This window comes from Pseudomonas sp. OST1909 (assembly GCF_015277575.1).
GTDB lineage: Bacteria > Pseudomonadota > Gammaproteobacteria > Pseudomonadales > Pseudomonadaceae > Aquipseudomonas > Aquipseudomonas synxantha_A.
Genome location: NZ_CP063780.1, coordinates 2,891,541 through 2,917,924, shown reverse-complemented (window position 1 = coordinate 2,917,924; position 26,384 = coordinate 2,891,541). Strand labels below are relative to the sequence as shown.

23 protein-coding genes are annotated in these 26,384 nt (G+C 60.8%); 10 read left to right on the top strand and 13 right to left on the bottom strand.

All coding sequences use genetic code 11. The features are described from left to right. The 5 genes from iolD to iolC form a co-directional block, all read right to left on the bottom strand. Positions 1–1,932 carry a 3D-(3,5/4)-trihydroxycyclohexane-1,2-dione acylhydrolase (decyclizing) gene (gene iolD, locus IH404_RS12690; protein ID WP_194440553.1) on the bottom strand — a complete coding sequence of 644 codons (1,932 nt, stop codon included), beginning with the start codon at positions 1,930–1,932 and terminating at the stop codon, positions 1–3. Between the two features lie 10 nt (positions 1,933–1,942). After that, the gene (locus IH404_RS12685) at positions 1,943–2,758 is read right to left on the bottom strand and encodes a TIM barrel protein (RefSeq protein WP_194440552.1); all 816 of its coding nucleotides are present in this window, start codon (positions 2,756–2,758) and stop codon (positions 1,943–1,945) included. Positions 2,759–2,784: 26 nt separating this feature from the next. Beyond that, positions 2,785–3,573 carry a 5-deoxy-glucuronate isomerase gene (gene iolB, locus IH404_RS12680; protein WP_005787728.1) on the bottom strand — a complete coding sequence of 263 codons (789 nt, stop codon included), beginning with the start codon at positions 3,571–3,573 and terminating at the stop codon, positions 2,785–2,787. 3 nt (positions 3,574–3,576) lie between these two features. Further along, positions 3,577–4,464, bottom strand: coding sequence for a myo-inosose-2 dehydratase (iolE, locus tag IH404_RS12675; protein ID WP_005787726.1), 888 nt, complete (start codon positions 4,462–4,464; stop codon positions 3,577–3,579). An 87-nt stretch (positions 4,465–4,551) separates the two neighbouring features. Further along, positions 4,552–6,489 (bottom strand): 5-dehydro-2-deoxygluconokinase, encoded by a 1,938-nt coding sequence (iolC, locus tag IH404_RS12670; protein ID WP_194440551.1) that lies wholly within the window; start codon positions 6,487–6,489, stop codon positions 4,552–4,554. A gap of 284 nt (positions 6,490–6,773) precedes the next feature. Here iolC and IH404_RS12665 point away from each other — a divergent pair, with 284 nt between their 5' ends. Next, positions 6,774–7,682, top strand: a complete 909-nt coding sequence (locus IH404_RS12665; protein WP_032876193.1) for a MurR/RpiR family transcriptional regulator — start codon at positions 6,774–6,776, stop codon at positions 7,680–7,682. A gap of 7 nt (positions 7,683–7,689) precedes the next feature. On the opposite strand, the gene IH404_RS12660 is transcribed toward IH404_RS12665, so the two are convergent. After that, positions 7,690–9,102, bottom strand: a complete 1,413-nt coding sequence (locus IH404_RS12660; protein WP_194440550.1) for a PLP-dependent aminotransferase family protein — start codon at positions 9,100–9,102, stop codon at positions 7,690–7,692. 92 nt (positions 9,103–9,194) lie between these two features. On the opposite strand from IH404_RS12660, the gene IH404_RS12655 reads away from it, so the two are divergent. Beyond that, positions 9,195–10,430: a multidrug effflux MFS transporter gene (locus IH404_RS12655; protein ID WP_194440549.1), complete on the top strand. Its 1,236-nt coding sequence runs from the start codon at positions 9,195–9,197 to the stop codon at positions 10,428–10,430. Between the two features lie 101 nt (positions 10,431–10,531). Here the strand turns inward: IH404_RS12655 and IH404_RS12650 are convergent, their stop codons facing one another. After that, positions 10,532–11,437, bottom strand: a complete 906-nt coding sequence (locus IH404_RS12650) for a hypothetical protein (RefSeq protein ID WP_005787714.1) — start codon at positions 11,435–11,437, stop codon at positions 10,532–10,534. 392 nt (positions 11,438–11,829) lie between these two features. Here IH404_RS12650 and IH404_RS12645 point away from each other — a divergent pair, with 392 nt between their 5' ends. Together IH404_RS12645 and IH404_RS12640 are read left to right on the top strand one after the other, a co-directional pair. Then, on the top strand, positions 11,830–12,513 hold the full coding sequence (locus IH404_RS12645) for a response regulator transcription factor (RefSeq protein WP_005787712.1): 684 nt from the start codon (positions 11,830–11,832) through the stop codon (positions 12,511–12,513). Then, positions 12,491–13,882, top strand: coding sequence for a HAMP domain-containing sensor histidine kinase (locus IH404_RS12640; RefSeq protein WP_005787711.1), 1,392 nt, complete (start codon positions 12,491–12,493; stop codon positions 13,880–13,882). The genes IH404_RS12645 and IH404_RS12640 overlap by 23 nt, the downstream gene beginning before the upstream one ends. 36 nt (positions 13,883–13,918) lie before the next feature. Here IH404_RS12640 and IH404_RS12635 read toward each other — a convergent pair whose 3' ends face one another. Beyond that, a complete protein-coding gene (locus tag IH404_RS12635) occupies positions 13,919–15,514 on the bottom strand; it encodes a L,D-transpeptidase family protein (RefSeq protein WP_194440548.1) in 1,596 nt (531 codons plus the stop codon). A 40-nt stretch (positions 15,515–15,554) separates the two neighbouring features. On the opposite strand from IH404_RS12635, the gene IH404_RS12630 reads away from it, so the two are divergent. Both IH404_RS12630 and IH404_RS12625 read left to right on the top strand, forming a co-directional pair. Then, a complete protein-coding gene (locus tag IH404_RS12630) occupies positions 15,555–16,268 on the top strand; it encodes a murein L,D-transpeptidase catalytic domain family protein (RefSeq protein WP_032876209.1) in 714 nt (237 codons plus the stop codon). 30 nt (positions 16,269–16,298) lie between these two features. Continuing rightward, a complete protein-coding gene (locus tag IH404_RS12625; RefSeq protein ID WP_186560160.1) occupies positions 16,299–17,045 on the top strand; it encodes a creatininase family protein in 747 nt (248 codons plus the stop codon). Between the two features lie 76 nt (positions 17,046–17,121). Here the strand turns inward: IH404_RS12625 and IH404_RS12620 are convergent, their stop codons facing one another. Together IH404_RS12620 and IH404_RS12615 are read right to left on the bottom strand one after the other, a co-directional pair. Further along, a complete protein-coding gene (locus IH404_RS12620; RefSeq protein WP_194440547.1) occupies positions 17,122–17,463 on the bottom strand; it encodes a hypothetical protein in 342 nt (113 codons plus the stop codon). 45 nt (positions 17,464–17,508) lie between these two features. After that, on the bottom strand, positions 17,509–18,153 hold the full coding sequence (locus IH404_RS12615) for an ATPase (protein ID WP_122733506.1): 645 nt from the start codon (positions 18,151–18,153) through the stop codon (positions 17,509–17,511). A gap of 137 nt (positions 18,154–18,290) precedes the next feature. On the opposite strand from IH404_RS12615, the gene IH404_RS12610 reads away from it, so the two are divergent. Continuing rightward, a complete protein-coding gene (locus IH404_RS12610; RefSeq protein WP_005787700.1) occupies positions 18,291–18,575 on the top strand; it encodes a hypothetical protein in 285 nt (94 codons plus the stop codon). On the opposite strand, the gene yfcF is transcribed toward IH404_RS12610, so the two are convergent. Both yfcF and IH404_RS12600 read right to left on the bottom strand, forming a co-directional pair. Beyond that, the gene (gene yfcF / locus IH404_RS12605; RefSeq protein ID WP_005787698.1) at positions 18,534–19,166 is read right to left on the bottom strand and encodes a glutathione transferase; all 633 of its coding nucleotides are present in this window, start codon (positions 19,164–19,166) and stop codon (positions 18,534–18,536) included. The genes IH404_RS12610 and yfcF overlap by 42 nt on opposite strands. Positions 19,167–19,260: 94 nt before the next feature. After that, the gene (locus IH404_RS12600) at positions 19,261–19,812 is read right to left on the bottom strand and encodes a DUF924 family protein (RefSeq protein ID WP_122733507.1); all 552 of its coding nucleotides are present in this window, start codon (positions 19,810–19,812) and stop codon (positions 19,261–19,263) included. Between the two features lie 100 nt (positions 19,813–19,912). On the opposite strand from IH404_RS12600, the gene IH404_RS12595 reads away from it, so the two are divergent. Beyond that, on the top strand, positions 19,913–21,067 hold the full coding sequence (locus IH404_RS12595; RefSeq protein ID WP_194440546.1) for a DUF1624 domain-containing protein: 1,155 nt from the start codon (positions 19,913–19,915) through the stop codon (positions 21,065–21,067). A 286-nt stretch (positions 21,068–21,353) separates the two neighbouring features. Here IH404_RS12595 and metE read toward each other — a convergent pair whose 3' ends face one another. Further along, positions 21,354–23,642, bottom strand: a complete 2,289-nt coding sequence (gene metE / locus IH404_RS12590) for a 5-methyltetrahydropteroyltriglutamate--homocysteine S-methyltransferase (RefSeq protein WP_005787691.1) — start codon at positions 23,640–23,642, stop codon at positions 21,354–21,356. A 288-nt stretch (positions 23,643–23,930) separates the two neighbouring features. On the opposite strand from metE, the gene IH404_RS12585 reads away from it, so the two are divergent. Continuing rightward, complete coding sequence (locus IH404_RS12585) at positions 23,931–25,028, top strand: carboxynorspermidine decarboxylase (RefSeq protein WP_005787689.1); 1,098 nt, start codon at positions 23,931–23,933, stop codon at positions 25,026–25,028. Positions 25,029–25,056: 28 nt separating this feature from the next. Continuing rightward, positions 25,057–26,301, top strand: a complete 1,245-nt coding sequence (locus IH404_RS12580) for a saccharopine dehydrogenase family protein (protein ID WP_005787687.1) — start codon at positions 25,057–25,059, stop codon at positions 26,299–26,301. Positions 26,302–26,384 lie beyond the last annotated feature (83 nt).

Sequence of the window (26,384 nt, the reverse complement as noted above, 5' to 3'; positions counted from 1 at the left end):
TTAGTACTGCCGGGCCTTGGCCAGGTGCTCATTGAGTTTTTTTGCCGCTGCATTCGTGCGTTCACTGGTGGACACCTGCGCCACACCTACCCGCCACCACGACAGGTAGCCGTGGACCATGGTCTTGGGCAGCACCTTGATATCGATCAGCGTCGAGACGGTTTGCGTGCGCGCATCGGCCAGGGCCGCTTCCAGCTGCTCTACCGTGCTGACCTTGTAGGTCTTGCAACCATAGGCCGCCGCACTCATGGCGAAATCCACCGGTACCAGGCCGCCGTCGAGCTTGCCGCTCTCGGGGTTGCGGAAGCGAAACTCGGTGCCGAAGCTGTCCATGCCATTGCCGATCTGCAGATTGTTGATGCAACCGAAGGCCATGTTGTCGAGCAGCACCACGTTGATCTTGCGCCGTTCCTGGATCGAGGTGGCCAGCTCCGAGTGCAGCATCATGTAGGAGCCGTCACCGACCAGGGCGTAGACCTCTTTGGTAGGCTCGGCGAGCTTCACGCCCAGGGCGGCGTTGATCTCGTAGCCCATGCACGAATAGCCGTATTCGACGTGATAGGTATTGACGCCCTTGCTGCGCCAGGCGCGCTGCAAGTCCCCGGGCAGGCTGCCGGCGGCAGCGACGATGATCGCATCGTCGGCGAGCGTCTGGTTGAGCACGCCCAATACGCGGCTTTGGGTCAGGCAGGAGCCGGTCAGCTCGATAAACTCGCGCAGTACGGCGCGGTCCAGCAGGTCGTCAACTTCCGGCACAAAGTCATCGCCTGAGTATTGCACCTGATGCACGCGATCCACTTCGGCATCCAGTTGCGCCCTGGCGTCAGCGATCTGCTCGCCCCAGCCGGAGCGGTAGTCACCGAGGGCATCGGCCAGCGCTTCAAGCGCGACTCTGGCGTCCGCCACCACTTGCATACCGTCCAGCTTCAACGCGTCGCAGGTGCTGACATTGAGGTTGAGAAAAGTCACCTCGGGGTGCTTGAACAGCGATTTGGACGAGGTCGTGAAGTCGGTATACCGCGTGCCGATGCCGATGATCAGGTCCGCCTCGGGGGCCAGCAGGTTCGCCGCCAGGCAGCCGGTTTCGCCGATGCCGCCGACGTTCAGTGCATGGCTGGAGACCACCGCGCTTTTACCGGCCTGGGTTTCGGCAAAGGGAATCTCAAAGCGCTCGGCAAAGGCTTGCAGCGCCGCATTGGCGCCGGAGTACTTCACCCCGCCGCCACAAATGATCAGCGGTTTGCGCTTGCCGCGAAACGCCGCCAGCGCATCGCCGATCATCGCGGCGGTGGCCGGGCGCCGGTCGATACGGTGCACGCGCTTTTGCAGGAAGTAGTCGGGATAGTCCCAGGCCTCGGCCTGCACATCCTGGGGCAACGCCAATGTCACCGCGCCGGTTTCGGCGGGGTCGGTGAGCACGCGCATGGCGTGGATCGCCGCCGTCATCAACTGTTCGGGGCGGTTGATGCGGTCCCAGTATTTGCTCACGGCGCGGAACGCGTCGTTGGTGCTGATGCTCAGGTCGTGGAACTGCTCGATCTGCTGCAGCACCGGGTCGGGCTGGCGGCTGGCGTAGACATCGCCGGGCAACAGCAGCAGCGGTATGCGGTTGGCCGTGGCGGTGGCTGCGGCAGTGAGCATATTCGCAGCGCCAGGGCCGACCGAGGCCGTGCACGCATAGATCTTGCGGCGCAGGTGCTGCTTGGCAAACCCGATGGCGGCATGGGCCATGCCTTGTTCGTTGCGGCCCTGGTGCACCACCAGGTCGCCGCTGTCCTGCTCAAGCGCCTGGCCAAGGCCCAACACATTGCCATGCCCGAAAATAGTGAACACCCCGGCAACGAACTTGCTCTGTACGCCGTCGACTTCGATGTATTGGTTATCCAGAAACTTCACCAGGGCCTGGGCCATGGTCAATCGTGTGGTGCTCATGTCGCGCCCCTTATCGTTTTTGCAGGTGGGCGATGCTTGCCCCCAATGCCTGCCGGATATCCGCCAACCCATGCACGCTTTCGGCAAACGGCTCGAACGACAGATAGCCGCTGTAGCCGGTGCTCAGCAAGGTGTCGATCTGCGCCGCATTCCCGAGAATATCGTCCTCGCCCACCAGCACGCGGTGGCCGTCGCGGATTGAGTCAAGCGGCGCCTCGCGGTCTTCCACCCCGGAGATATGCACCAGCCCGGTCAGTTCCGGGAAGAACTCATGCTCGCCGGCCAAATGATGGTGAAAGGTGTCATGCACCACACGAAATACATCCAGGCCACCGATGGCCTTGATTGCATCCACTGCCACGCGCTTGCGGCGCAGGGCGGATACTGCGAAGCCCAGGGGTTCGATGAAACCGAGAATCCCGTACTCACGCAGGATCAACGCCAGTTCGCTCAACGCGGTGCGCAAACCAGCGGCGCGCTGCGCGTCGTTACGCGTATCGCCAGGCTGATTGAACGGGCACATCACCAGGCCCCGGGCCCCGCACTCACGGGCGTAGGTGGCCAGTTCGATTGCCTGAGCGCGGCGTTCGTCGTTCCACACATCAAAAGGGTACAGCGCGTTGATCGACAGCACCTTGATGCCCTGCGCCGCGCACAACTCACGCACGCGGGCGGCGGACATGCCGTATTCGATTTCGCGGTTTTTGAGGTCGTTGCGAATCTCGATGGCATCGCACTGGAGGGCTTTGGCCAGCTGGATAAAATCCGCCAGGGGCAAGTCAGGCGCGACCATACGGTTAAGGGCAAAACGTAGCGGCGACTTCATTGTTGTTGTTCTCCGTCCAAAACCGTTTAAAGGTCCAGCAGCCAACTGTGCTGCGGGTCGTTATGGAAATGCCAGGCGCGCTTGGGGCCGGCCATGACATTGAGGTAATAAGACTCGTAGCCATACGGCACGCTGACCGGGTGATACCCCTTGGGCACCACCACCAGGTCGCTGTTTTCCACGGCCATGGCCTGGTCGATGCTGCGGTCATCGGTGTATACGCGCTGGAACACAAAGCCCTGGGGTGGATTGACCTGGTGGTAGTAGGTTTCTTCCAGAAAGCTCTGGTGCGGCAGGTCATCGGTATCGTGTTTGTGCGGCGGGTAACTTGAGGAATGCCCCGACGGTGTGCGCACTTCCACCACCAGCAGCGAATGGGCCGGCTCGCTGTCGGGCAGGATGTCGCAGACGTAGCGGGTGTTGGCGCCTTTGCCGCGCACACTGCGTTTGCACTGCTCGGGGCGGATCAGGCGCGGGGCAAAACCCGCCGCACCCGGCGCCGCACACACGGCAATCTGTACATCGCTCAGGGCCGTGACCTGGGCGTCGGTGCCCGGCGGCAAATAGGCGGCGAACGGTGATTTGTCTTCGAACACCGACTGGCGATCACCCAGGTTCTGCCAATTGAAGCCTTCGCCTTCGATATTCACCCGACCGCTGAGCAGTACCAGGCACAGCTCCTGATCACCCGCGCTGACCGGCAAGGTTTCGCCCAGGCTCAAGCGGTAAGCGGCGAAGCCTACGTACTCCAGGCGCCCCGCCTCCAGGGCAACCATGGTTTGCCCACGTTTGCTGCTTTTGACCAACAAGCTCATCACTCAAACCCTCTCGTTGAGAAGCGCACGCAAGGTGTCATAGCCCTTCTTCGCGTAGATATAACTGGGCGCCACGGCCGGGTCCTGCTCGGCTTCCACCACCAGCCAGCCTGTGTAGTTCGCAGCCAGCAGCACGTCCAGTAACGGTGCAAAGTCGATATCGCCGTCCCCGGGCACGGTGAAAGTGCCGTTGACGATGCAATCGGGAAAACTCCACATCTGATTGCGCGCCAATTGCACCACGGGTTTGCGCACGTCCTTGAAATGCACATGGCAAACGCGGTCGATGTGCTTGCGCAACACCTCGATGGGTTCGCCGCCGCCCATGTAGCAGTGGCCCGAATCGAACAACAGGCCGACTTCCGGGCCCGTGCGCTTCATCAACTGGTCAATGTCTTCGGGAGACTCGACGTAGGCACCCATATGGTGGTGATAGGCCAGGCGCACGCCTTGAGACAAGGTGAAACGCGCCAGCTCGGTGAGCTTGTCGGCGTACGCCTGCCAGGCCTGTTCGCTATGAAAACGCGGACGCTCTATCAGGCGAATGCGTGAACCCTGGATCGAATCGGCGACTTCGCCGTACACCAGTACGTTGGCACCGTTTTGTTTGAGCAGTTCGACATGGCCGGCAATGGCCTCGATCTCCTCGGCCACCGAACGACGGGCCAGGCGGCTGGAGTACCAGCCCGAGACCAGCGCCAGGTCATAGGGACGCAGCACGTCGCCGACGCCCTTGGCATCCTTGGGAAACTTGCCATTGAGTTCAAAACCTTCGTAGCCGATGTCCTTGCCTTCACTCAAGGCCGTGCTCAGCGGCGTTTCACCGCCAAGGGCCGGGAGGTCGTCGTTGCTCCAGGAGATCGGGTTGATGCCAATTCGGATTGCGGGCATGGCTGCACCTTTTATTGTTTTCTCTAGAGATCACTGAGATCTGCTTTATGTGGGAGGGGGCAAGCCCCCTCCCACATTTGACCTAATTCAATTTCGAGCACTGCGCCAGGCGTTGATGAGTTGTTCGAAGGTAGCCTGTACCTGCTGGATCAAGGTCTCATCATCGATCTCCCCCGCCATCCACGCCCGGCTCGGCTCCTGGAAGATCGTGCGGCCGACGGCAAATCCGCGGCAGGTGGTGCTCATGCGCGCTTGTTGAAAACCGTCGGCAAGACATTCAGCCGACGCGTTCAGGCCAAGCAACACCACGCCACGGCAGTACGGGTCGCGCTCCTGGATCAGTTCGTCGAGCTTTTTCCAGTCAGCGGCCGACTGCGCTTCGATCTTCCACCAGGCCGGGTAGATGCCCAGGTTGTACAGGCGCTTGAGGCTGCGATACAAAACGTCGGGATAAGTGGAGGGGTGATCCTTGGGCGGGATGACTTCCAGCAGCAGTTCATGGCCGCTGACGATGGACGCCTCATACACCGCCTTGAGTTGCGCTTCCTGTTCCAGGCGCAGCATCGGCTCGTCATCGGGGTGAAATTGCACCAGGCATTTGATGATCTGTTCCTGGGGCCAGGCAATCAGGTTGCTGCCCACCGAGCGACCGTGTTCGAACGCCAGGGGCCGTGAGTTCTGCACTTCGACCGGGCGGGCAATCCACCAGCCTCGGCCGCTGGCGGCATTGAGGGCATCCTGGCCAAAACGCTGATCGGCAAGCAGGCCCACGTCGGCCTCGATGCCCTGCTCGGCGAGCTTGGTCTCCACACGTTCGATGGCCTGGATAAACAGCTGCTTGATGGCGCTGATTCGCGTCAAGTCCTGGCCGCCTTTTTGCGCCAGGTCCACCAGCTGCCAGCGGTGGTCGAAGGCAAACACGAACAGTTGCTTCCAAGCCTTGCGCGGCACCGTGACGCGGTGCAGGCGCTGCAGGGTCGCATCCTGGTCGGGACGGGTGATCGGCACCGGGCTGTTGAACAGGTAATCGAGTTCGGCGGGCGTGGGCATGGCCGGCGCACAGGCGTGCCGCGAGACCACCAGGCCGCCACAGGCATTGGCCAACTGGCTGCAACGCTCGTCGCTGGCGTCATTGAGCCAGCCACTGAGAAAGCCCGACATGAAGGCATCGCCAGCACCCAGCACATTGAGCACTTCAACGCGCACACCGGGATAGATCGCACCGTCTTCCAGTCGGGCGGGAATCTCGCCGTGGATCACCGTGCAGCCTTGCGGGCCGAGCTTGACCACCAGGGTGGCGGGCGTCAGTTCACGTACCGTGCGCAGGGCGGTGAGCAGGTCTTCACTGCCACCGGCGATGAGGAATTCTTCTTCAGTGCCGACGATCAGGTCGAAACGCGCCAGGATTTTCTGCACATGCTGGCTGACATTCTGGTCGGCAACAAAACGGGTTTCACCATCGGCCTTGCCCGCCAGGCCCCACAGCACCGGGCGGTAGTCGATATCCAGCACCCGTTTGACGTTGTGTTTGGCCGCGTAATCCAGCGCCTGGATGCTGGCCTTGTACACACCGTCGGTAGAGAAATGCGTGCCAGTGATCAGCAGCGCCTTGCTCGATGCAACAAAGGCTTCGCTGATGTCTTCGGCGCGCAGGGCCATGTCGGCGCAGTTTTCGCGGTAGAACACCAGGGGAAAGGTTTCACGGTCTTTGAGACCCAGCAGCACCAGGGCGGTGAGGCGTTCGGGGTCGACCTTGATGCCGCTGACATCGCAACCTTCGCGGGCCAGGGATTCGATCAGAAAACGGCCCATATGGTCGTCGCCCACCCGGCTCAGCATCGCCGACTTGAGCCCCAGCCGGGCAGTGCCGAAGGCGATGTTGGCGGAGGAACCGCCGAGGTATTTGGCAAAGCTGGACACATCCTCAAGCCGCGCACCCACTTGCTGCGCGTAGAGGTCGACGCCCAGGCGCCCCAGGCAAATCAGATCCAATTGACGCCCACTGGCAAAACGAGTCTGGCCCATGCTGGCTCCTGTTATTTTTATCAGCCTGCGTTGTGCCGCCGTAGTGGCGGCAAACGCTCTTGGTGGGAGCAGACTAGAACGTCCGACGGCGGCAATCAATATTTATTCCATAATTATTTTTAGTGGAATATATTTTCCAATACGTCAGCATAGCGGCACGCCAGCGCCCGTGCATCGTTTCAGCAGGCCACGCGGGCCGTGATGCCGAGGTATTTTTTTGCGCCTACCCTGTAGACTTGCGTCACCCATCAGCGCATCAGACGAACACGCCAGAAGGATTGCCCATGTCCCGCACCGATCCCGAGACCACCCTGGAAGCAACTGTCGCCAGCCCTCCGATCAATGCCGAACGCCTGTTGCAGCTGATCACCGACGAATACGAAAGCCTGCCGCGCCAGCTCAAGCGCATCGCCAGTTACATGAGCCAGCAGAGCGACCGGATCATGGTCGATCGCATCAGTGACATCGCCCGTGAATGCGAAGTGCACCCCTCGGCCATCGTGCGGTTTTCCCAGCGTTTCGGCTTCAGCGGTTTCAGTGAAATGCAGGCGCTGTTTCGCGAGGCCTATACCCACAAGACCACGCCGGTACAGAACTACCAGCAGCGCATCCGCAGCATGATCGCCAACAAGTCGCAGAAAGCCAGCGGCGGCGACCTGGCGCGTGAGTGTGTCAACGCCACCCTGTCCGGCATCGAACGCCTGGGCCTGGAACTGGACGATGCGGCCTTCGAGAAAGCCGTGGACCTGGTGGTCAATGCCGACAACATCTATGTGGTCGGTGTGCGCCGTTCCTTTGCCGTGGCCGACTACCTGGTCTACAACCTGCAGCACACCAACAAGCGCATCCACCTGATCTCTGGCCTGGGCGGCAGTTATCGCGAGCAGATGCGCAGCGTGCGCGCCAATGACCTGGTGATTGCCATCAGTTTTACGCCCTACGGCAAGGAAACCCAGCACTGCCTGCGCATTGCCCAGCATCACCAGGCCAAGACCTTGATCATCACCGACAGCAACCTGTCGCCGCTGGCCAAGCGCGCGAATGCGGTGCTGTTGGTCAATGAAGGCTCATCGTTTGCCTTTCGCTCGCTGAGCGCCACCTTGTGCCTGTGCCAGGCGTTGTTTATTGCGGTGGCCTATCGGTTGGAATTGAAGGTGGATGAAATTCATGAGCAGGTCGGGTTCGACGACTGACGCGCTCCTACAGCAATTGCGCCAGAGCCCGGCCGTGGAAGCGGATCTGCGCGAGGGTCAATGCGGTGTAGCCGACAATCACGGCGGGCGGCAACGTTACATCGACACAAAACTTGCCCAGTGGCTGCAAGCTCAGCCCGGCGTCGGCGGCGCGGGCGCAGAAGTCCGCCTCTGGCACCCCTGCCGGTAACCACAGCACAAAATGCAGCCCGGCCTGCTCGCCAGTGACCGTGACGTCCGGCGGGAAGCAGGCGAGCAAGGCATCACGCCGTGCCTGATAGGCCTGACGCGAAGCGCGCAAATGCCGCACAAACGCACCGCTGCCCAGAAAGTCCACCAGGCCCGACTGATCGCTGGCGCCCACCGAATGCCCGGTCAGTTGCAGGGTGCGCAGCAGTGACGGACGCAGGGTTTTGGGCACCACCATGAAACCGACTCGCAACCCTGGAAACAGGTTCTTGTTGAAGCTGCCGCAGTAGAGCACGCGGCCGTTCGCATCCAGGGACTTGAGCGCGGCCAAAGGTGCGCTGTTGTAGTTGTACTCGCTGTCGTAGTCGTCTTCGACCACCCAGGCATCCGCTCGACTTGCCCAGTCCAGCAGCGCCAGGCGGTGCGACACCGACAGGGTCACGCCCAGCGGGGCCTGGTGCGCGGGGCTGACATACACCAGTCGTGCGTGGGCAGGCAACTGAGCGGTATCGAGCCCTTCGGCGGTGACCGGGATCGACTGCACCTGTGCACCGGCCAGGTTGAACAGACGCCGCGCCGGGGTGTAGCCGGGGTCTTCGACGCAGGCCAGGTCACCCGGTTGGAGCAGCGTGCGGGCGATCAGGTCAAGGCCATGACGAATACCCGTGGTGACAATCACTTCATCCGCCTCGCAGTGCATACCGCGATAACGGCGCAAGTAATCCGCAATGTGCTCACGCAGGGCCGGTAGCCCACCAGGATGCGCGGCCTCCAGTACACCAGGGCCTGCGGCCAACAACCCACGGGCGACGCAACGCGCCCAGGCTTTGAGGTCGAACAGGCCGGCATCCGGGCGCCGTGCGACAAAGGGCACATGGCTCTGTACCCCGGCGTGGGGTGGGTCGGGGTCAACCGGGCGGCGCAGCATTTGTTTTGACGCCGGGGCCGCAATGAATTGCTCGGGAATCACCGCGCGCACCCGCGTGCCAGAGCCCGCCACGCGCTGCACATAGCCTTCGCTGTGCAAGCGGTCGAACACGGCCTCAAGGGTGCCGCGCGAAACCTGCCAGCGCTCGGCCAGGCTGCGGGTCGATGGCAAACGGCTGTCGGCCGGCAACTGCCGAGTCAGGATCGCCCCCCGCAAAGCCTCATAGGCGCCCTGCTGTTTACCCTCGCCCAAGTTGTCCGGGCGCGGCAAGTCAAGGTTGGAGGCGGCTTTTCCTCGGCTCATAGTGGTCCAGTCCTTCCATGCACAAGTGGTTCTGCGGATTAAACCACAACGCCGCTAGAGTCCGGGCTCTACCCCTCGCGAAGTAACCGCCCATGACGCAACGCATTCTCGCTCCCTGGTTCTGGCTAACGCTGCTGACGGTCCTGGTGGGCTTGCCGCGCCTCACCCTGGACCTGCACTTGCCCGCCCTGCCCGCTATGGCCGACTACTTCCAGACCTCCGATAGCCAACTGCAGCTGGTACTGACGCTCTACACCCTCGGATCGGCGATTTCCTTGCTGGTCAGCGGCCCGCTTACCGACCGCTTCGGCCGGCGTCCGGTGTTGCTGGCCGGGTTGACGATGTATGTACTGGCAACCCTCACCTGCGCACTGGCCGACAGCCTGGGGGTATTGATCATTGCGCGGCTGTTCCAGGCCCTCGGCGGGTGTTGCACCACGGTAATAGGCCGGGTGATCGTGCGCGACTATTTTGCCCCGCAGGAGCAGGCGCGCTTGCTGGGGTTGATCTCCATGGCAATGGCGGTCTCGCCCATGGCCGCGCCGGTGCTTGGCAGCGTGCTGTTGCCCCTCTTGGGTTGGCAGGGTTTGTTTGTGTTGCTGGCGGTGATTGGCAGCCTGTTGTGCCTGGTGGTCCAGCGCCGCCTTCCGGAAACCCGTCCGCCACAAGTGGCCGCCGCACCACCCACCCACTTGCTACGCATCTACGGCCAACTGCTGCGCGACCGCTATTTCCTGCGTTATGCCTTGGCGATCGGCTGCGTGTACAGCACCTATTTTCCGTTTATCAGCGAGTCTTCGGCGTTGCTGCAACGCGGCTTTGATTTATCGCCGAGCGCCTACGCCCTGGTATTTGCCGCAACGATCAGTGGCTATATGTTCGGCGCCAACCTGTTCCGCCGCGTGGTAGCGCGGTTCGAGGCAGACCGCTTGATCAGCTTCGCCATCGGCCTGAATGTGCTGGGCAGCGTACTGCTTGCGACGGCCACGACACTGCTGGCGCAGGATTGGCTGGCGATTGTGTTGCCGATGGTGGTGATCATGGTGTCGGTGGGGCTGACGATGCCCGCCTGCCAGTTGTCGGTGTTGCAGCCCTACGGCGCAATTGCCGGTACGGCGTCGGGGTTGTTCTTTTTTATTCAGATGTTTGTGACGGCTGTGAGCAGTTGGGCCACCGGGCTGCTATCGGATGGCACTGCACAACCGTTGGTAATCATGACATCGCTGGCCAGCACCTTGCTGGTCATCAGTTGGCTGACGTTGCGCAAAACGAAAAGTGGGAAGGAGCAAAGCCCTTCCCACCCTTTACCGAGCCAGGCCCGGGTTTAGTGCATGAAGATCGCGATCAGAATGATCACCGGAATCGGCACGCCGAGGAACCACAGCAGTAATGAGCGCATGATGCTTTCCTTAAATGAATGGGCCTTGAATTAACGAACGTAGTTTTCGGTTTCGACGTACACCACGGCATCCCGGCGGCGACCGCCGAAGGTGGCAGCGAAGCTGGCGAAGAATGCACCGATCAACAGCGCCACGAAGGTCCACAGCGAGGTATAGGCAGCCACTTTCGCGGCGGTCTCGGCGGCCTGCTTGGCTTTGAGCTTGGCGTCTTCGATGGCTTTACGGGCATCGCCGTACACTTTATCGATACGCGCTTCGGCATCGGCCTGGCTGAGGTTGGTGCGCTGGGTGATCAACTGGGCCAGGTAGGCACGGTCTTCGGCGGCCAGTTGACCGTCATTGCTCAGGGTGCGGGCGAAGATACGGCCGACCACGGCATGGGCCGCATCGTCGCTGACCGCGGCTGGGCGGTCATCGCGGAACAGGCTGTCGACGTAGTAGCCGAAGTCGCCGCTGTCGGCACCTTTGGCTGCGCTGCCGGCTGCTTGGGTCAAGCCACTGGCGGCGCCCGACGCAACGCTGGCACCGGCTTTCACACCACCACTGACGACACTGCTGACCGAACCGACCACCAGCATTGCCGTGATCAATGTGGCCACGGCCCACGCCAGGAAACCATGGGCGGTATCGCGAAAGTACACTTCATCGCCATGCATGTTGGCCCACTTCACCCGCAACCGGCCGGCGATGTAGCCACCCAGGCCCGAAGCGACGATCTGGGTAAAGGCCAGCCAGACAATCGTGGAAATGCCAAGGCCCTTGGCACTGATACCGCTATCGGCCCACGGCGACACCGCCGAAAAGCCCAGGCCGAAGCCCAGCAGCACCAGAATCAGTGACAGCGCAGCCGCCGCAGCGGCCCCGGCGAAGATCGCCCCCCAGGAAACCCCGGAGAGCGTGCTTGACTCTTGCAGCGCGGATGAGGATGTGATCATTGTTGTTTTGCTCCAGGCATGAAAAATAGTGTTACAAGTCTCAAAAGGGACAGTGCAGGCACCATGCCAGTCGGCCAATAATTTAAATTCCTTGCATTTCAACAAGTTAATTAAATTGAACTTACTAAAGTCATGCAAGTTGCAAGAACCGGCCGTTAAGGGCGGGCGATATGCATTCATGTGGGAGGGGGCGTGCTCCCGATAGCACCGTGTCAATCAACAAACTCTTGCCTGAGACACCGCTATCGGGAGCAAGCCCCCTCCCACATCGATTCGTGCCAGTCATGAACAGGTGGCAGTTTTGCCAAGATGAAGTTTTATTTAGGAAACATTCAGCAACTTCTTGGCAAAATGACCTCCACTTCTAGTGTGAACGCTCACCAGGTAATCCTATGACCCGCATTTTGACCATCGAGGATGACGCCGTAACGGCCCGCGAGATCGTCGCCGAGCTGAGTAGCCATGGACTGGACGTAGACTGGGTAGACAACGGCCGCGAGGGCCTGGTCCGCGCCGTGAGCGGCGATTACGACCTGATCACCCTCGACCGCATGTTGCCCGAACTGGATGGCCTGGCCATCGTTACCACCTTGCGCACGATTGGCGTATCGACGCCGATCCTGATGATCAGCGCCCTCTCCGATGTCGACGAGCGCGTACGTGGCCTGCGTGCCGGCGGTGATGACTATCTGACCAAGCCGTTCGCCTCCGACGAAATGGCCGCCCGGGTCGAAGTGCTGCTGCGGCGCAAAAGCACGGTCAAGGAGTTCGAAACCGCCCTGCGCGTGGCGGACCTGGAATTGAACCTGATCAGCCGCGAAGCCAGCCGCGCCGAGCAGCCGCTGACCCTGTTGCCCACCGAATACAAACTGCTGGAATTCCTGATGCGCAACACCGGGCAGATCCTGTCGCGGATGATGATTTTCGAGGAAGTCTGGGGTTATCACTTTGACCCGGGCACCAACCTGATCGATGTGCACATCGGTCGCCTGCGCAAGAAAATCGATCCCCCGGGCCTCACGCCGCTGATCCGCACGGTACGAGGTTCCGGGTATGTCATTGCTGAACCCCTCTAAGGGCTGGCGTTCCTCCAGCAGCCGCTTGCTGGCGCTGTACAGCTCGTTGTTCGTGGCGTGGAGTTGCATCCTCATGGGGGTGCTGTATTACGAGGTGTCGGGCTACCTCAGCGACCTCTCGCGCCATTCTCTTCTGCAACGCCAGCACTTGTTCCAGCGCTTCGACGGCGAAGCCCTGGTGGAAGCGCTGACCACCAGCATGACCTTCGACATGAAGGGCGTCGATGCTTATGGCTTGTTCGATGAGCAGTTTCGGCCCTTGAGCGGGCCGATCCGCACGTTACCGGCGGACCTGCCCCTGGATGGCAAGATCCACACCCTGGCCAATTGCGTCGAATCCGATGACCCCAAGCTGCCCAAGGACAGCTGCGACGCCGTGGCCACCCACACCGACGACGGGCGCTGGCTGGTGCTGGTGCGCGCCAACGGTTCGTTGTTCGGTGTGACGCGGATCATCTGGCATGCCCTGTTGTGGGCGCTGTCGTTGACCATCATCCCCGGCGCTGCGGGCTGGCACCTGCTGCGCCGGCGCCCGTTGCGGCGCATCCGCGGGATCCAGGCCAGCGCCGAAGCCATCGTCGCCGGCGACCTGACGCACCGCTTGCCGCTGTCCAATCGGCGCGACGAACTGGACATGCTCGCGGCCATCGTCAACGCCATGCTCGAACGCATCGAGAAACTGATGAACGAGGTCAAGGGCGTGTGCGACGCCATCGCCCATGACCTGCGTACCCCCCTCACCCGCCTGCGCGCACAGCTTTACCGCATCAAGCAGCAAGCCGAGGAAGACTCCGCCCACGCAGTGAAACTCGATGACGCCATTGCCGAAACCGACACGCTGATGGCGCGCTTTCGCGGGCTGCTGCGCATTTCCGAACTGGAAGATCACCAGCGCAGGTCAGGCTTCCTGGTGCTGGACCCGCTGCCGTTGCTGCGCGAATTGCATGACTTTTATCTGCCCCTGGCGGAGGAAGGTGAAATGGAGTTGGTATTGCAGGCTCCCGAATCGCTGCCGTGGGTAACGGGCGACCGCGCCCTGTTGTTTGAAGCCTTGGCCAACCTGTTGAGCAATTCGATCAAGTTCACTCCGCCCAATGGCAAGGTCATCCTGCGAGCGGTCAATGATATGGGCAGTACGCGCATTGAAGTGCTCGACTCCGGCCCTGGAATTCCAGCGGCCGAGCGCGCGTCGGTGTTCCAGCGCTTTTATCGGGTGGATGAGAACGATCAGCAAGGTGGCTTTGGTCTGGGGCTGTCGATTGTGGCGGCGATCATCAACCTGCATGGCTTCAAGCTCGAAGTCGGTACCAGTGAACTGGGCGGCGCCCGACTGGTGCTGGAATGTCGCCAGCAGTTGATACCTGAATAGGTCAGATGGGGTCATGAAGACCCCTGCCCATTGTGCCTAGAGCACACTTCCCATGGCTTTGATCAACACCGGATCAAGCGCATAGATATCCGGCGCATAGACCAGGCTCCCCTGGCGATCCACTTCCACCGTCCAATACCCCAACAGCACCGGCACCGGCGTGGCCAGCCTGAATTCATGGGTCAAGCCGGTGGCCAACAGTTCATCGGTACGGGTGCGTTCGGCCGGGGTCACCAGCAGGTCACGCAGCAGCAGCGGTTGCTCGACCCTCACACACCCCGAACTGAACGCCCGTGGCCCCTTGGTAAACAGCGGCTGGCTGGGCGTGTCGTGCAGGTACACCGAGAACGGGTTGGGGAAGCGCATCACGATCTTGCCCAGCGGGTTGCGCGGGCCAGCCTGTTGGCGCAGCAGGATATTACCAGGGCGCGCCCAATCGACCTGCTCGGGGGTCAGCGGATGACCTTCGGCGTCGAGTACTTGCAGGTTTTGCTGGCGCAGGTATTCAGGGTTGAGACGGATAGCCGGGAGCTTGTCCTCGCGCATGATGGTCGGCGGGATGGTCCATGTGGGGTTGAGGGTCAGCCGCGTGATGCGCGACTTGAGCAGCGGTGTCTGGCGTTCGGCGCGGCCCACTTGCAAGCGGGTTTGCCACACCGGGATGCCGCTCTGGTACACGCTCAATTGAGCGGCGGCCACATTGACCACTACGCCTTCAGGCTCAAGGTCCTGGGCCAGCCAGCGGAAACGCTCCAGGTTGATGCGCAGTTGCTCGCGGCGTACCGCCGGGCTGATATTGAGTTCGGCCACGGTGCCGGCGCCGATCACGCCATCGGCTTGCAACGAGTGGCTGAGCTGGAACGCCTTCGCCGCCTTGACCAGGTCGCCCTGATATTGCTTGCCGTTGGGCAACTTGGCCAGATAGCCACCACTGTGCAGGCGCCGCGCCAGTTCCGGCACGCGCGGGTCTTCCATGCCGGGGCGTAACAACGGGCCACTGCCCACCGCGTCCCAGTGCGGTAAAGGCTGCTGGCGCAGGCTGGAATAGACGTTGCGCAGGCTGCGGTACAAGTCTGCACTTGGGCGCGCCTGGTCAAACGCTTTGGCCATGTCCTGCAAGCCGGTGGCGGCAAATGCCAACACTGCGGTGTTCGGGTCCGTCGCAGGCGGTTGCGAATGCCAGAGCGGCTCATAGCGCGATTGCAGCAGGCGCCCGTAATGCAAATCGTGCAGGGCTTGCAGGTATTGCTGGCTGGTCGCGATATCGCTGCACAGCACGTTGGCCGTGGCATCTACCGCAGGCAAGCTATAGTGGGTGGGATCCAGGCCGTCGTCGGCCAGCATCAGTAACTGGGTTTGCAAGGCTTGCCGGGACTCGTCGGCCGACCATAACGGTGCATTGCCTTGCTGCTGGTAAAAGGCTTGCAGGCGCACTTGGGCGGTGGCATCGACCCGCGAGACCAGGTGGGGGCAGACGCTGGGCAGTTGCGCCAACGCCTGCTGTATCGGCGCCAGATCGACGGGCGCAGGCGTGGTCACAGGCAGCGGCTCAGGCGCCAGCGCATCGGCTGTCGCGACCAATGGTGCAACGAGCAGGCAAATGCTCAAGTAACATGCGTGTTTTTTGAACAATTGACTTAGCTCCACTCCACAGCGGGGGAATCGACTGTAGATGCTGACTTTTATGCGCCACCTCGGCTTGATCACCGGGGGCCTGGCTTTACTGAGCAATTTTGCGCTCGCGGCCACCGGCACCCCACCTTCCTTGTATAGCAGCCTGGCGCGCTCGGCTCCAGAACTCAATCCCACTGTACTCAAAAGCGCCCTGAGCGCGGTGCAGTGCGCTGTCAATAACGGCGAAGAACGTTCCGATCGCCTAGCGGTTATTGACTACTCCCAGCCCTCGACCGCCCGTCGGCTGTGGATCTTCGATTTGCGCAAACAGACCCTGCTGCTGCGTGACCTGGTGGCGCATGGCGCCAAGTCCGGGGAAAACTTCGCCACCCAGTTCTCCAATCTCGAAGGCAGCCATCAATCCAGCCTGGGCTTGTTCCGAACCCAGGAAAGCTACCTCGGCGCTCATGGCTACTCGTTGCGCATGGATGGCCTGGAGCCCGGCTTCAATGACCTGGCGCGCGACCGCGCCATCGTGATCCATGCCGCCGACTACGTCAGCCCGCTGTGGAGCAAGCGCGAAGGCCGCATCGGCCGTAGCCAGGGCTGCCCGGCAGTACGCCCGCAGGTCGCCCGTCAAGTGGTAGACAAGCTCAAGGATGGGCAGTTCATGTTTTCCTGGTACCCCGACCAGCGCTGGTTGAAGTCCTCGACGTACCTCAATTGCAAGCCCCAACAGGTAGCGAGTAGTCGTACAATCCGTGGCGGATAGCCTGTCCCCACAGATAAAAGAGAGCCTCGCATGCTTCTACACACCAGCACCTGGATCGAAATCGGGCAGTTCCTGGAACGCAGCCGCACGGTCGTGATCCCCATCGGCTCCAACGAACAACACGGCCCCACGGGCCTGCTGGGTACCGACTGGATGTGCCCGGAGATCATCGCCCATGAGGCGCAAAAAAACGCCGACATTCTGATCGGCCCTACTTTCAATATCGGCATGGCCCAGCATCATCTGGGGTTTCCCGGCACCATCTCGTTGCGCCCTTCCACCTTTATCGCCGCGATTGGCGATTGGGTGCGTTCGCTGGCCGGGCATGGCTTCGAGAAAATCCTGTTCCTGAACGGCCACGGCGGCAATATTGCCACGATCGAAGCGGCGTTTTCCGAGCTGTACGCCGAAGCCAGCTTCGCCCGCCGCCCGGCCGGGTTTGCGCTGAAGCTGGTGAACTGGTGGGACCTGGAAGGCGTCACCGACCTGGCCCAGCGCCAATTCCCGGTCGGCCACGGCAGCCACGCCACGCCGTCGGAGATTGCGGTGACGCAGTGGGCTTATCCGCAGTCGATCAAGTCTGCCGATTACTCACCGCAAATTGCCAACACCGGGCCGATCCGCGAGGCGCTGGACTTCCGCGCGCGCTTCCCCGATGGCCGCATGGGTTCAGACCCTGCGCTGGCGACGGTGGAGAAAGGCGGTGAGTTGGTGGCGTTGGCGGCGCAGGGGTTGATCAAGACGGTCGATAGTTTCAGCAACGAAGCCAAACCCTGAGCCGAGTGTTGGTCCAAATGTGGGAGGGGGCTTGCTCCCTCCCACATTTTGAAATGCATTGCCTTTCAGAACGGGCTTACTTGCAGTCCTGGGCCGCTTGCTCAAGCCGCGACGGTTTGATCGCCGAGGCCAGCGGTTTGCGCTCATACAGGAACACCTTGGTGCCGTCCTGGGACTTGTAGGCTTCCAGCACATCATCAGCAGCAATCTTGCTGGTCAACAGCACCTTGGCGTGACGCGAGTTCTGCGTCACGGTCGAGGTGATGCCGTGCTTTTCCAGCTTGGGCAATACGCATTGCACATAGCCTTCGGGGGTCTTGTCGGTTTGCAGGGTCAGCGATGGGGCATTCGGAGCCGTGATACAACCGGTCAGCAACAAGGCTGCAAAGGCCAGGGCCGGGGCGAAAAAAGAGCGCATACAGATTCCTGAAAATAACCAATAGGGTTCACATCCACTCGCGAATCAACCTGCGCGAACCAGGGCCTTGAGCGACACATCGAACTGCTTCAGGGCATCTCGCTGTACATCTCGCTGCTGCTCGATCAGCGCGGCAATCTCCGGCGCCGCCTTTCCGTGCACCCACACTGACGGCACTTGCCTGTCCACCGAACCTTCGGCCTTGGCGATGTATTGCAGGTTCGCGTCATAGAAGCGTGCTGCAAAGCGTGCCTCGACCCGGTCGTTATGCTGGGTCAGCAATTGGTTATGGGTATCGAGCACCACCACTACATCCGGATGCGCCTGCACCATCTCATCCAGGCTGCCATAGACCGTCACCGAGAAAAAAGCGCCCTGCAGCGAGTTCATCAACCAGTCGATGGCCAGCTCCGGATCGGAGCTATTGACGAACGCCTGGCGAATCCGCCCATCCAGGGCATCCTTGGCGCCGTTAAGTGCCATGGCATGGTAGCGCTCAAGGTAGATGAGGTTGTCGCGGGTATTTTCGCTGAATAACACCCCTACCCTCTGGGTGCGTTGCAGGGATTCTACGCTAGCGGCCAGCGGCAGCAAATGGCCTGTACGCAGCTCATCGGCAATCGCCGGGGTGGTCATGAGGGTGGTGCCCAACATCAGGGCCATTAAAGCAAGCTGGATAATCGTCCTCATCGCGCATTTCCTTGAGCTGCGTCTGGATGAGCAGATTCTGCGCGCTTGGCGAAAAAACAGAACTTGTGATCCTTGATGGTGACTATCATTTGAACCGATAGTGTCAGGCAGCCCATAAAACCTATAAGGACCCCGCCATGAAGCCCTACCAGAAAACCTTCGACCGCATCCGCGATGCCGTACTGCCGGAATTTCGCGAGCGGGTCGCCGATTACCTGGTCGAGTATGAAGAAGTACTGCTGGACCCAGACGCCGACGCCAAACAACGCTCGGCCAGCGCCCAGCAACTGCGTGGTTACCTGCGGGGCTTGAACACCATGCGGGTGCTGGGCATGGCCCATTGGGAGGACCTGGACCGACGTGTCAAGGAAGAGTGGCAGCTAGAGCACAGGCCGTCGCAGGTTGACCCACTCCCGCACTGACGGCCGTTGCCACTGGCGTTGCGCGTACATCACCAGCTCGGCCGGTAAGGGGTCGCCGTTGAGGATCAGGCGATTGAGCATCACCGCCAGGTCTACATCGGCGATCGACCACTCGCCAAACAAATGCTCAGGGTTGCCTGCCAGGAGAACCTGCGCCGCACCGATCAACTTACACGCAGCAGCCTGAGCCAGCGGCGATAAAGGTGGCATCTTCTGCCCGCAAAACACCACCAGCGTCGAGCGCTCCTGGCGAATCGCCAGCAAGTCGCTGCGCAACCATGCCTGAACCTGCCGCGCCCTCGCCCGCTGCTGCAGATCAGCCGGGTAAATGCTGATCTGGGGGTACGCCTGGTCCAGGTACTCCGTGATTGCCGAAGATTCCGACAGCGTAAAATCACCGTGCTCCAGAGTCGGTACCCGTTGGGTCAGGGAGCGCTGGGCGTAATCTGCCGACTGGTTTTGTCCAGCATCCAGGTCCAGGGGGACCATGTCGAACGCCAGGCCTTTTTCCCGTAGGGCAACGAACACCGACATGGCGTAGGGGCTTGTGAACAGCGAATCAACATAGAGGCGCAGCGGGGGTTGGCTCATGGGCTATCTCCGAGGATGAAACGCCACGCTACGAGATTCAGGTCGATAAGGACAATGCAGGGTTTTTATGGGGGCATTCCTGGTGGGAATAGCATCAACCAGCGAAACCACCCGCTTTGAGGAACAAATGCTCCTGCTCGGTGGTGACCCTGCCCAACACCGCATTGCGATGGGGAAAGCGCCCAAACCGCTGGATAATATCGGCATGTTCCCTGGCCCAGTGATAGGTGCTGGCATCCAACTGCTGGTTAAGCGCTAACGAGCGCTCCTGGTCTTGCGGGTCTTCGGAATGTTCAAACGGCAAATAACAAAACGCACGCAACTGGGGATCGATCTGTTGATCCAACCCGGCGTCCACCATCTGCTGCGCATACAGACGCGCCAGCGGGTCGGTGGCGAACATATGCGCGGTGCCGCGAAAGGCGTTGCGCGGGTACTGATCCAACAGGATCAATAACGCCAGTGCGCTGTCGGCCGTGGCCAGCCAGCCGTCCAGCTCGCGCCGCGCGGCTTGCATATGGGTGGCGTGGAAGGTGTCGCGAAAGGCCGTATCGAAGCCATCGTCCTTGGCGAACCAGCGCTTGGGGCCCGCCTGTGTCCAGAACTCAATCACGGCCTCGGCCGGTTGTGTGGTGATGTGTGTCATGAGTGCCTCCCAATCAGCTCGCAGATGATCCAACGCAGCAACGCGCAGGTTAATGTTATAGGATAACGCTAAATTCTTGTCCTGCCTGTGACTCTTGCCCATGACCGATGCTGTTCCCCTACGCCAACGCCTGCAGTCCATCGACGCCCTGCGCGGCCTGGTGATCCTGTTCATGCTACTGGACCATGTGCGCGAAACCTTCCTGTTGCATCGCCAGGTCAGCGACCCGATGAGCATCGACAGCACCGAGCCTGCGCTGTTTGTCAGCCGCACCCTCGCCCATCTCTGCGCGCCGGTATTTGTGTTGCTCACCGGATTGTCGGCGTGGCTGTATGGCCAGAAATATCAGGGACGACGCGATGTGTCGGCCTTTCTGTTCAAGCGTGGGCTGTTTCTGGTGGTGCTGGAATTCACCTTGGTCAATTTCGCGTGGACCTTCCAGTTGCCGCCCAGTGTGATCTATATGCAAGTGATCTGGGCCATCGGCGTGAGCATGATCGCCCTCGCAGCACTGGTGTGGTTGCCGCGCCCGCTGCTGATCAGCTTGGCGCTGGTGATCATCGCCGGGCATAACCTGCTTGACGGAGTGCACTTTGCCCCGGATTCGGCGTTGCAGATTGGCTGGTCAATCCTGCATGAGCGCAGCTGGATCGAGGTGTCGGAAAACCTGCGCCTGCGCGTGACTTATCCGGTGCTGCCGTGGATCGGTGTGATCGCCCTGGGTTATGGACTCGGGCCATGGTTTGCCGCTACCGCACTACCGGCTGTGCGTCAGCGGCATTTGCTGATCGCGGGCGTGGCGGCATTGATGGGTTTTGTGCTGCTGCGGGCAGTCAATGGCTACGGCGAGCAGCCTTGGTCCGTGTATGACAATGGCGTGCAGACCCTGATGAGCTTCTTCAACATCACCAAGTACCCGCCGTCGCTGTTGTTCCTCGCGTTGACGTTGGGGATTGGGTTGTTGCTGTTGCTGGCATTCGAACGCGCCGGGCATAAGCGCTGGATTGGCGTGCTGGCGGTGTTTGGTGCGGCGCCGATGTTCTTTTATCTGCTGCATCTGTATGTGCTGAAGGTGCTGTATGTCGCCTGTGTGGAGTGGTTTGGGCTCAACCACGGCAACTATTTCGGCTTCGACAGCATCGGTGCGGTGTGGTTGGCAGCTTTGGTGTTGCCGCTGGTGCTATACCCGCCGGTACGTTGGTTTGCCGGGCTCAAAGCGCGCCGACGCGATATCGCCTGGCTCAAGTACCTCTGACCTGACGCGGCTCAAAATGTGGGAGGAGGCTTGCTCCCGATAGCGGTGGATCAGTATCCAATTCCTTGGCTGAACTACCGCAATCGGGGCATAGGTATCTACACAACTTTGTAGCTGCCGACCGTAACCACGATGCGAAGCGAGCCGCTCTTGATCTGCTTTTGATCTCAGGCGCCCCGTTAAACCACGCTGGCCGGAATTCGACAGGGATTTGGGGGGTAAACCGGCAGGGATGCCGGTTTAGCCGCCATCGGGGGCAAGCCCCCTCCCACACTTGCAGACAATATCAGGCCAATTCAGCGCGTAGTTGGCGGGCGGCGGTGACCATGTGAATGAGCGCCGCCTCCGTCTCCGGCCAACCGCGGGTCTTCAAGCCGCAATCGGGATTGACCCACAAACGCTCCGCCGGAATCCGCTTGGCAGCCTTGCGCAGCAAGTTAGCCATCTGCGATACATCGGGCACCCGTGGCGAGTGGATGTCATACACGCCGGGGCCGATGTCGTTCGGGTAGTCAAAGGCCTCAAAGGCATCAAGCAACTCCATGTCCGAGCGCGAAGTTTCGATGGTAATCACGTCGGCATCCATCGCCGCGATGGACTCGATCACATCGTTGAACTCGCTGTAGCACATGTGAGTGTGGATCTGGGTCTCGTCTCGCACACCGCCGGCGCACAGGCGGAATGCTTCGGTGGCCCAGTCGAGGTAGTGTTGCCACTGTGCCTGGCGTAACGGCAAACCTTCGCGGAACGCGGCTTCGTCAATCTGCACGATCTTGATGCCGGCGGCTTCCAGGTCCACCACTTCGTCACGAATCGCCAGGGCCAGTTGCCGGGCCTGCACTTCGCGGCTCACATCTTCCCGCGGGAACGACCACATCAGCATCGTTACCGGGCCGGTCAACATGCCCTTCAATACCTTGTCGGTCAGCCCCTGGGCGTAGCGGATCCACTCCACGGTCATGGCTTTCGGGCGGCTCAGGTCACCGAAGATCACTGCCGGCTTCACGCAACGAGAACCGTAGCTCTGCACCCAGCCGAAACGAGTGAACGCGTAGCCATCCAGTTGTTCGGCGAAGTACTCGACCATGTCGTTACGCTCGGCCTCACCGTGCACCAGCACATCCAGGCCGAGGTTTTCCTGCACCTGGACAGCGTGCTTGATCTCGCTGTGCATGGCTTCGACGTATTCGGCTTCGCTCAACTTGCCGGCCTTGTACGACTGGCGCGCCAGGCGGATCGCCGCGGTCTGCGGGAACGAACCGATGGTGGTGGTCGGCAACAGTGGCAGGTTCAGGCCGGCGCGCTGCTTCTCGATACGCTGGGCAAACGGCGACTGGCGCTGGCTGTCCTGCTCGGTGATAGCGGCAACGCGGGCTTGTACGGCAGGCTTGTGGATCCGTGTCGATGCCTGGCGAGCATCCTGTACGGCACGGTTTTCAGCCAGGGCGGCAAGTACAGCGGGTGCCTCGGGCTGGTCGACAGCTTGGGCCAGCAGCGCCACTTCTTCGCACTTTTGCACGGCAAAGGCCAGCCAGCTTTTCAACTCGGTATCCAGCTTGTCTTCACGGCCCAGGTCAACCGGGCTATGCAGTAACGAGCAGGACGGCGCGACCCACAGGCGATCGCCGAGCTTCTCTTGGGCATGCTGCAACGTGGCCAGGGCCTTCTCCAGGTCGCAACGCCACACGTTGCGGCCATTGACCACCCCCAGGGACAACACCTTATAGGCCGGCAAGCGATCCAGGATAGTCGGGTACTGTTCCGGTGCTCGCACCAGGTCGATGTGCAGGCCATCCACCGGCAAGTTGGCCGCCAGGCCGAGGTTTTCTTCCAGGCCACCGAAGTAGGTAGCCACCAGTTTTTTCAGCGGGTCCCGCTGGATCAGGTTATAGGCACGCTCGAACGCATTCTTCCAGTCCTGCGGCAAGTCGAGCACCAGGATCGGCTCGTCGATCTGCACCCACTCCACGCCCAGGTCCGCCAGGCGCTGGAAGATCTGCCCGTACAGCGGCAGCAAGCGCTCAAGCAGATCAAGCTTGTCAAAAGCGTCGCCCTTGGCCTTGCCCAGCCACAGGTAGGTCAGCGGGCCAATGACGACAGGCTTGACGGTGTGGCCCAGGTCACGGGCTTCCTTGACCTCTTCGAACAGTTGATCCCAACCCAGATGGAACTGCTGATCGGCGCTGAACTCCGGCACCAGATAGTGATAGTTGGTATCGAACCACTTGGTCATCTCCTGAGCGTGAGCACCGCCGCAGCAGGTGTCACTGACGCCACGAGCCATGGCGAACAAGGTGTGCAACGTGGCGTGGCCATCGGCCGGGCGGAAACGCTCGGGGATCACGCCAAACATCAGCGAGTGAGTCAGCACCTGGTCGTACCAGGCGAAATCACCAGCGGGCAGCAGTTCAATACCGGCCTGTTTTTGCAGCGCCCAATGGGTCTTGCGCAGGTCACGGCCAACGGCGCGCAGGCCGGCTTCGTCGAGCTCGCCTTTCCAGAACGCTTCCTGCGCTTTTTTCAGTTCACGATCGCGTCCAATGCGCGGAAATCCGAGGGAATGAGCGACTGCCATGACGTAAAGCTCCAATGTCGATGTTTATGGCGCTCATTGTCGGCAGTCGGCAATAGTGAGACAAACTCATTTAATTCTAGATCATCACAAGATCCATTCATGTTTGTACGGCTGCGCATTGCCCATAACCGGACTGGCAGTTATTACCGTCATCCTAACGAACGGTCACACTCGTTCCGTATGCTTAAACGCAAGCGCGCAATTTCCGCCCGCTAACCTTTCGATCTGCCCCAAGTGCGGGCACAATGCGTGTCCTTTTTTGGCAGGCACCGCCGCAGGCTCTCAAAAATGATCAAAACGCCGTACTACCTCATCGATAAACAGAAGCTTCTGGTCAACATGCAGAAGATTGCCTATGTGCGCGAGCAGTCCGGCGCCAAGGCTCTGCTGGCGCTCAAGTGTTTTGCCACTTGGTCGGTGTTCGACTTGATGCAGCAATACATGGACGGCACCACCTCGTCGTCGCTGTACGAGTTGAAGCTCGGTCGCCAGAAGTTCGAAGGTGAAGCGCACGCCTACAGCGTGGCCTGGGCCGACGATGAAATCGAAGAGATGCTCGAGAACTGCGACAAGATCATCTTCAACTCCATCAGCCAGCTGCAGCGCTTTGCCGAGCGCAGCGAAGGCAAGACCCGTGGCCTGCGCGTAAACCCGCAGGTGAGCAGCTCCGATTACCTGCTGGCCGACCCTGCGCGCCCGTTCAGCCGCCTGGGCGAGTGGGACCCGGTGAAGATCGATGGCGTGATCGATCAGATCTCCGGCTTCATGTTCCACAACAACTGCGAGAACGGCGACTTCAGCCTGTTCGACAAGATGCTCGGCACCATCGAGGAACGCTTCGGTGAGCTGCTGCACAAGGTCAAGTGGGTCAGCCTCGGCGGCGGCATCCATTTCACCGGTGAAGGCTATGCACTGGACGCGTTCTGCGCGCGCTTGAAGGCGTTTTCCGAGAAGTATGGCGTGCAGGTGTACCTGGAACCGGGGGAAGCTGCGATCACCAACAGCGCCTCCCTGGAAGTCACCGTGCTCGACACCCTCTACAACGGCAAGAACCTCGCCGTAGTAGACAGCTCCATCGAAGCCCACCTGCTGGACCTGCTGATCTATCGCCTCAACGCCAAGCTGGCGCCGAGCGAGGGCGAACATACCTACATGGTGTGCGGCAAATCCTGCCTGGCCGGGGACATCTTCGGCGAGTATCAATTTGATCGTCCGCTGGCCATCGGCGATCGGCTGTCGTTCATCGACACCGCGGGCTACACCATGGTCAAGAAAAATTGGTTCAACGGCCTGAAAATGCCGTCCATCGTAGTGAAACAACTCGACGGTACAGTCGAGGTGGTTCGTGAATTTGGTTACGACGACTACCTGTCCAGCCTTTCCTAAGCTGGCGGATATAGGAGAAATAAAGCAATTGAAAAAGAACGTTCTTATCATTGGTGCAGGAGGTGTCGCCAAGGTGGTGGCCCACAAGTGCGCGCAGCACAACGACGAACTCGGTCGTATTGCTATCGCGTCGCGCAACATCTCCAAATGCCAGGCCATCATCGACAGCGTCAAGGCCAAGGGTAGCCTCAAGGTACCCGCCGATATCCAGGCCTTTGCGCTGAACGCCCTGGACGTGGAAGCGACCAAGGCCCTGATCCGCGAGACCGAGTCGCAGATCGTCATCAACGTAGGTTCCGCGTTCCTCAACATGTCGGTGCTGCGTGCCTGCATCGACACGGGCGTTGCCTACCTCGACACTGCCATCCACGAAGAGCCGGGCAAGGTCTGCGAGACCCCGCCGTGGTACGGCAACTACGAATGGAACCACCTGCAAGAGTGCAAACAGAAGAACATCACCGCCATCCTTGGCGTGGGCTTCGACCCGGGTGTCGTCAACGCGTACGCCGCGCTGGCGCAGCAACAGCATTTCGACCGCATTGATTCGATCGACATTCTCGACGTCAATGCCGGCTCCCATGGCAAATACTTCGCCACCAATTTCGATCCGGAAATCAACTTCCGCGAATTCACCGGGCAGGTGTGGAGCTGGCAGAACAGCCAGTGGACCAGCAACACCATGTTCGAAGTCAAACGTACCGACGACCTGCCGGTAGTCGGCTCGCAAAACCTCTACCTCACCGGCCACGATGAAGTGCACTCGCTGTCGAAAAACCTCGACGTGCCCAACGTGCGGTTCTGGATGAGCTTTGGCGAGCACTACATCAACGTGTTCACCGTGCTGAAAAACCTCGGCCTGCTCTCGGAAAAACCGGTCAAGACCGCCGAAGGCCTGGAAGTGGTGCCGTTGAAAGTGGTCAAGGCCGTGCTGCCCGACCCGTCATCGCTTGCCCCGGGCTACACCGGCAAGACCTGCATCGGCGACCTGGTCAAAGGCACCAAAGGCGGCCAGCCACGCGAGATGTTCATCTACAACGTGGCTGATCACGAAGAGGCGTATGCCGAGACCGACAGCCAAGGCATCTCCTACACCGCAGGCGTTCCACCCGTAGCCGCTGCGCTGCTGGTTGCCCGTGGCGAATGGGACGTGAAGCACATGGCCAACGTTGAGGAACTGCCGGCTGAGCCGTTCCTCAAGGCGCTGGATGTGATGGGGTTGCCGACTCGGATCAAGGACGAGAAAGGTGATCGTGCCTGGGATGCGATTGCCTGACAGGCGATAGCTGACTGACAAAAGAATGCGCCCTCAGGGGCGCATTTTTTAGGCTCGCACACCTCTCAAACTCGTGAAAACTC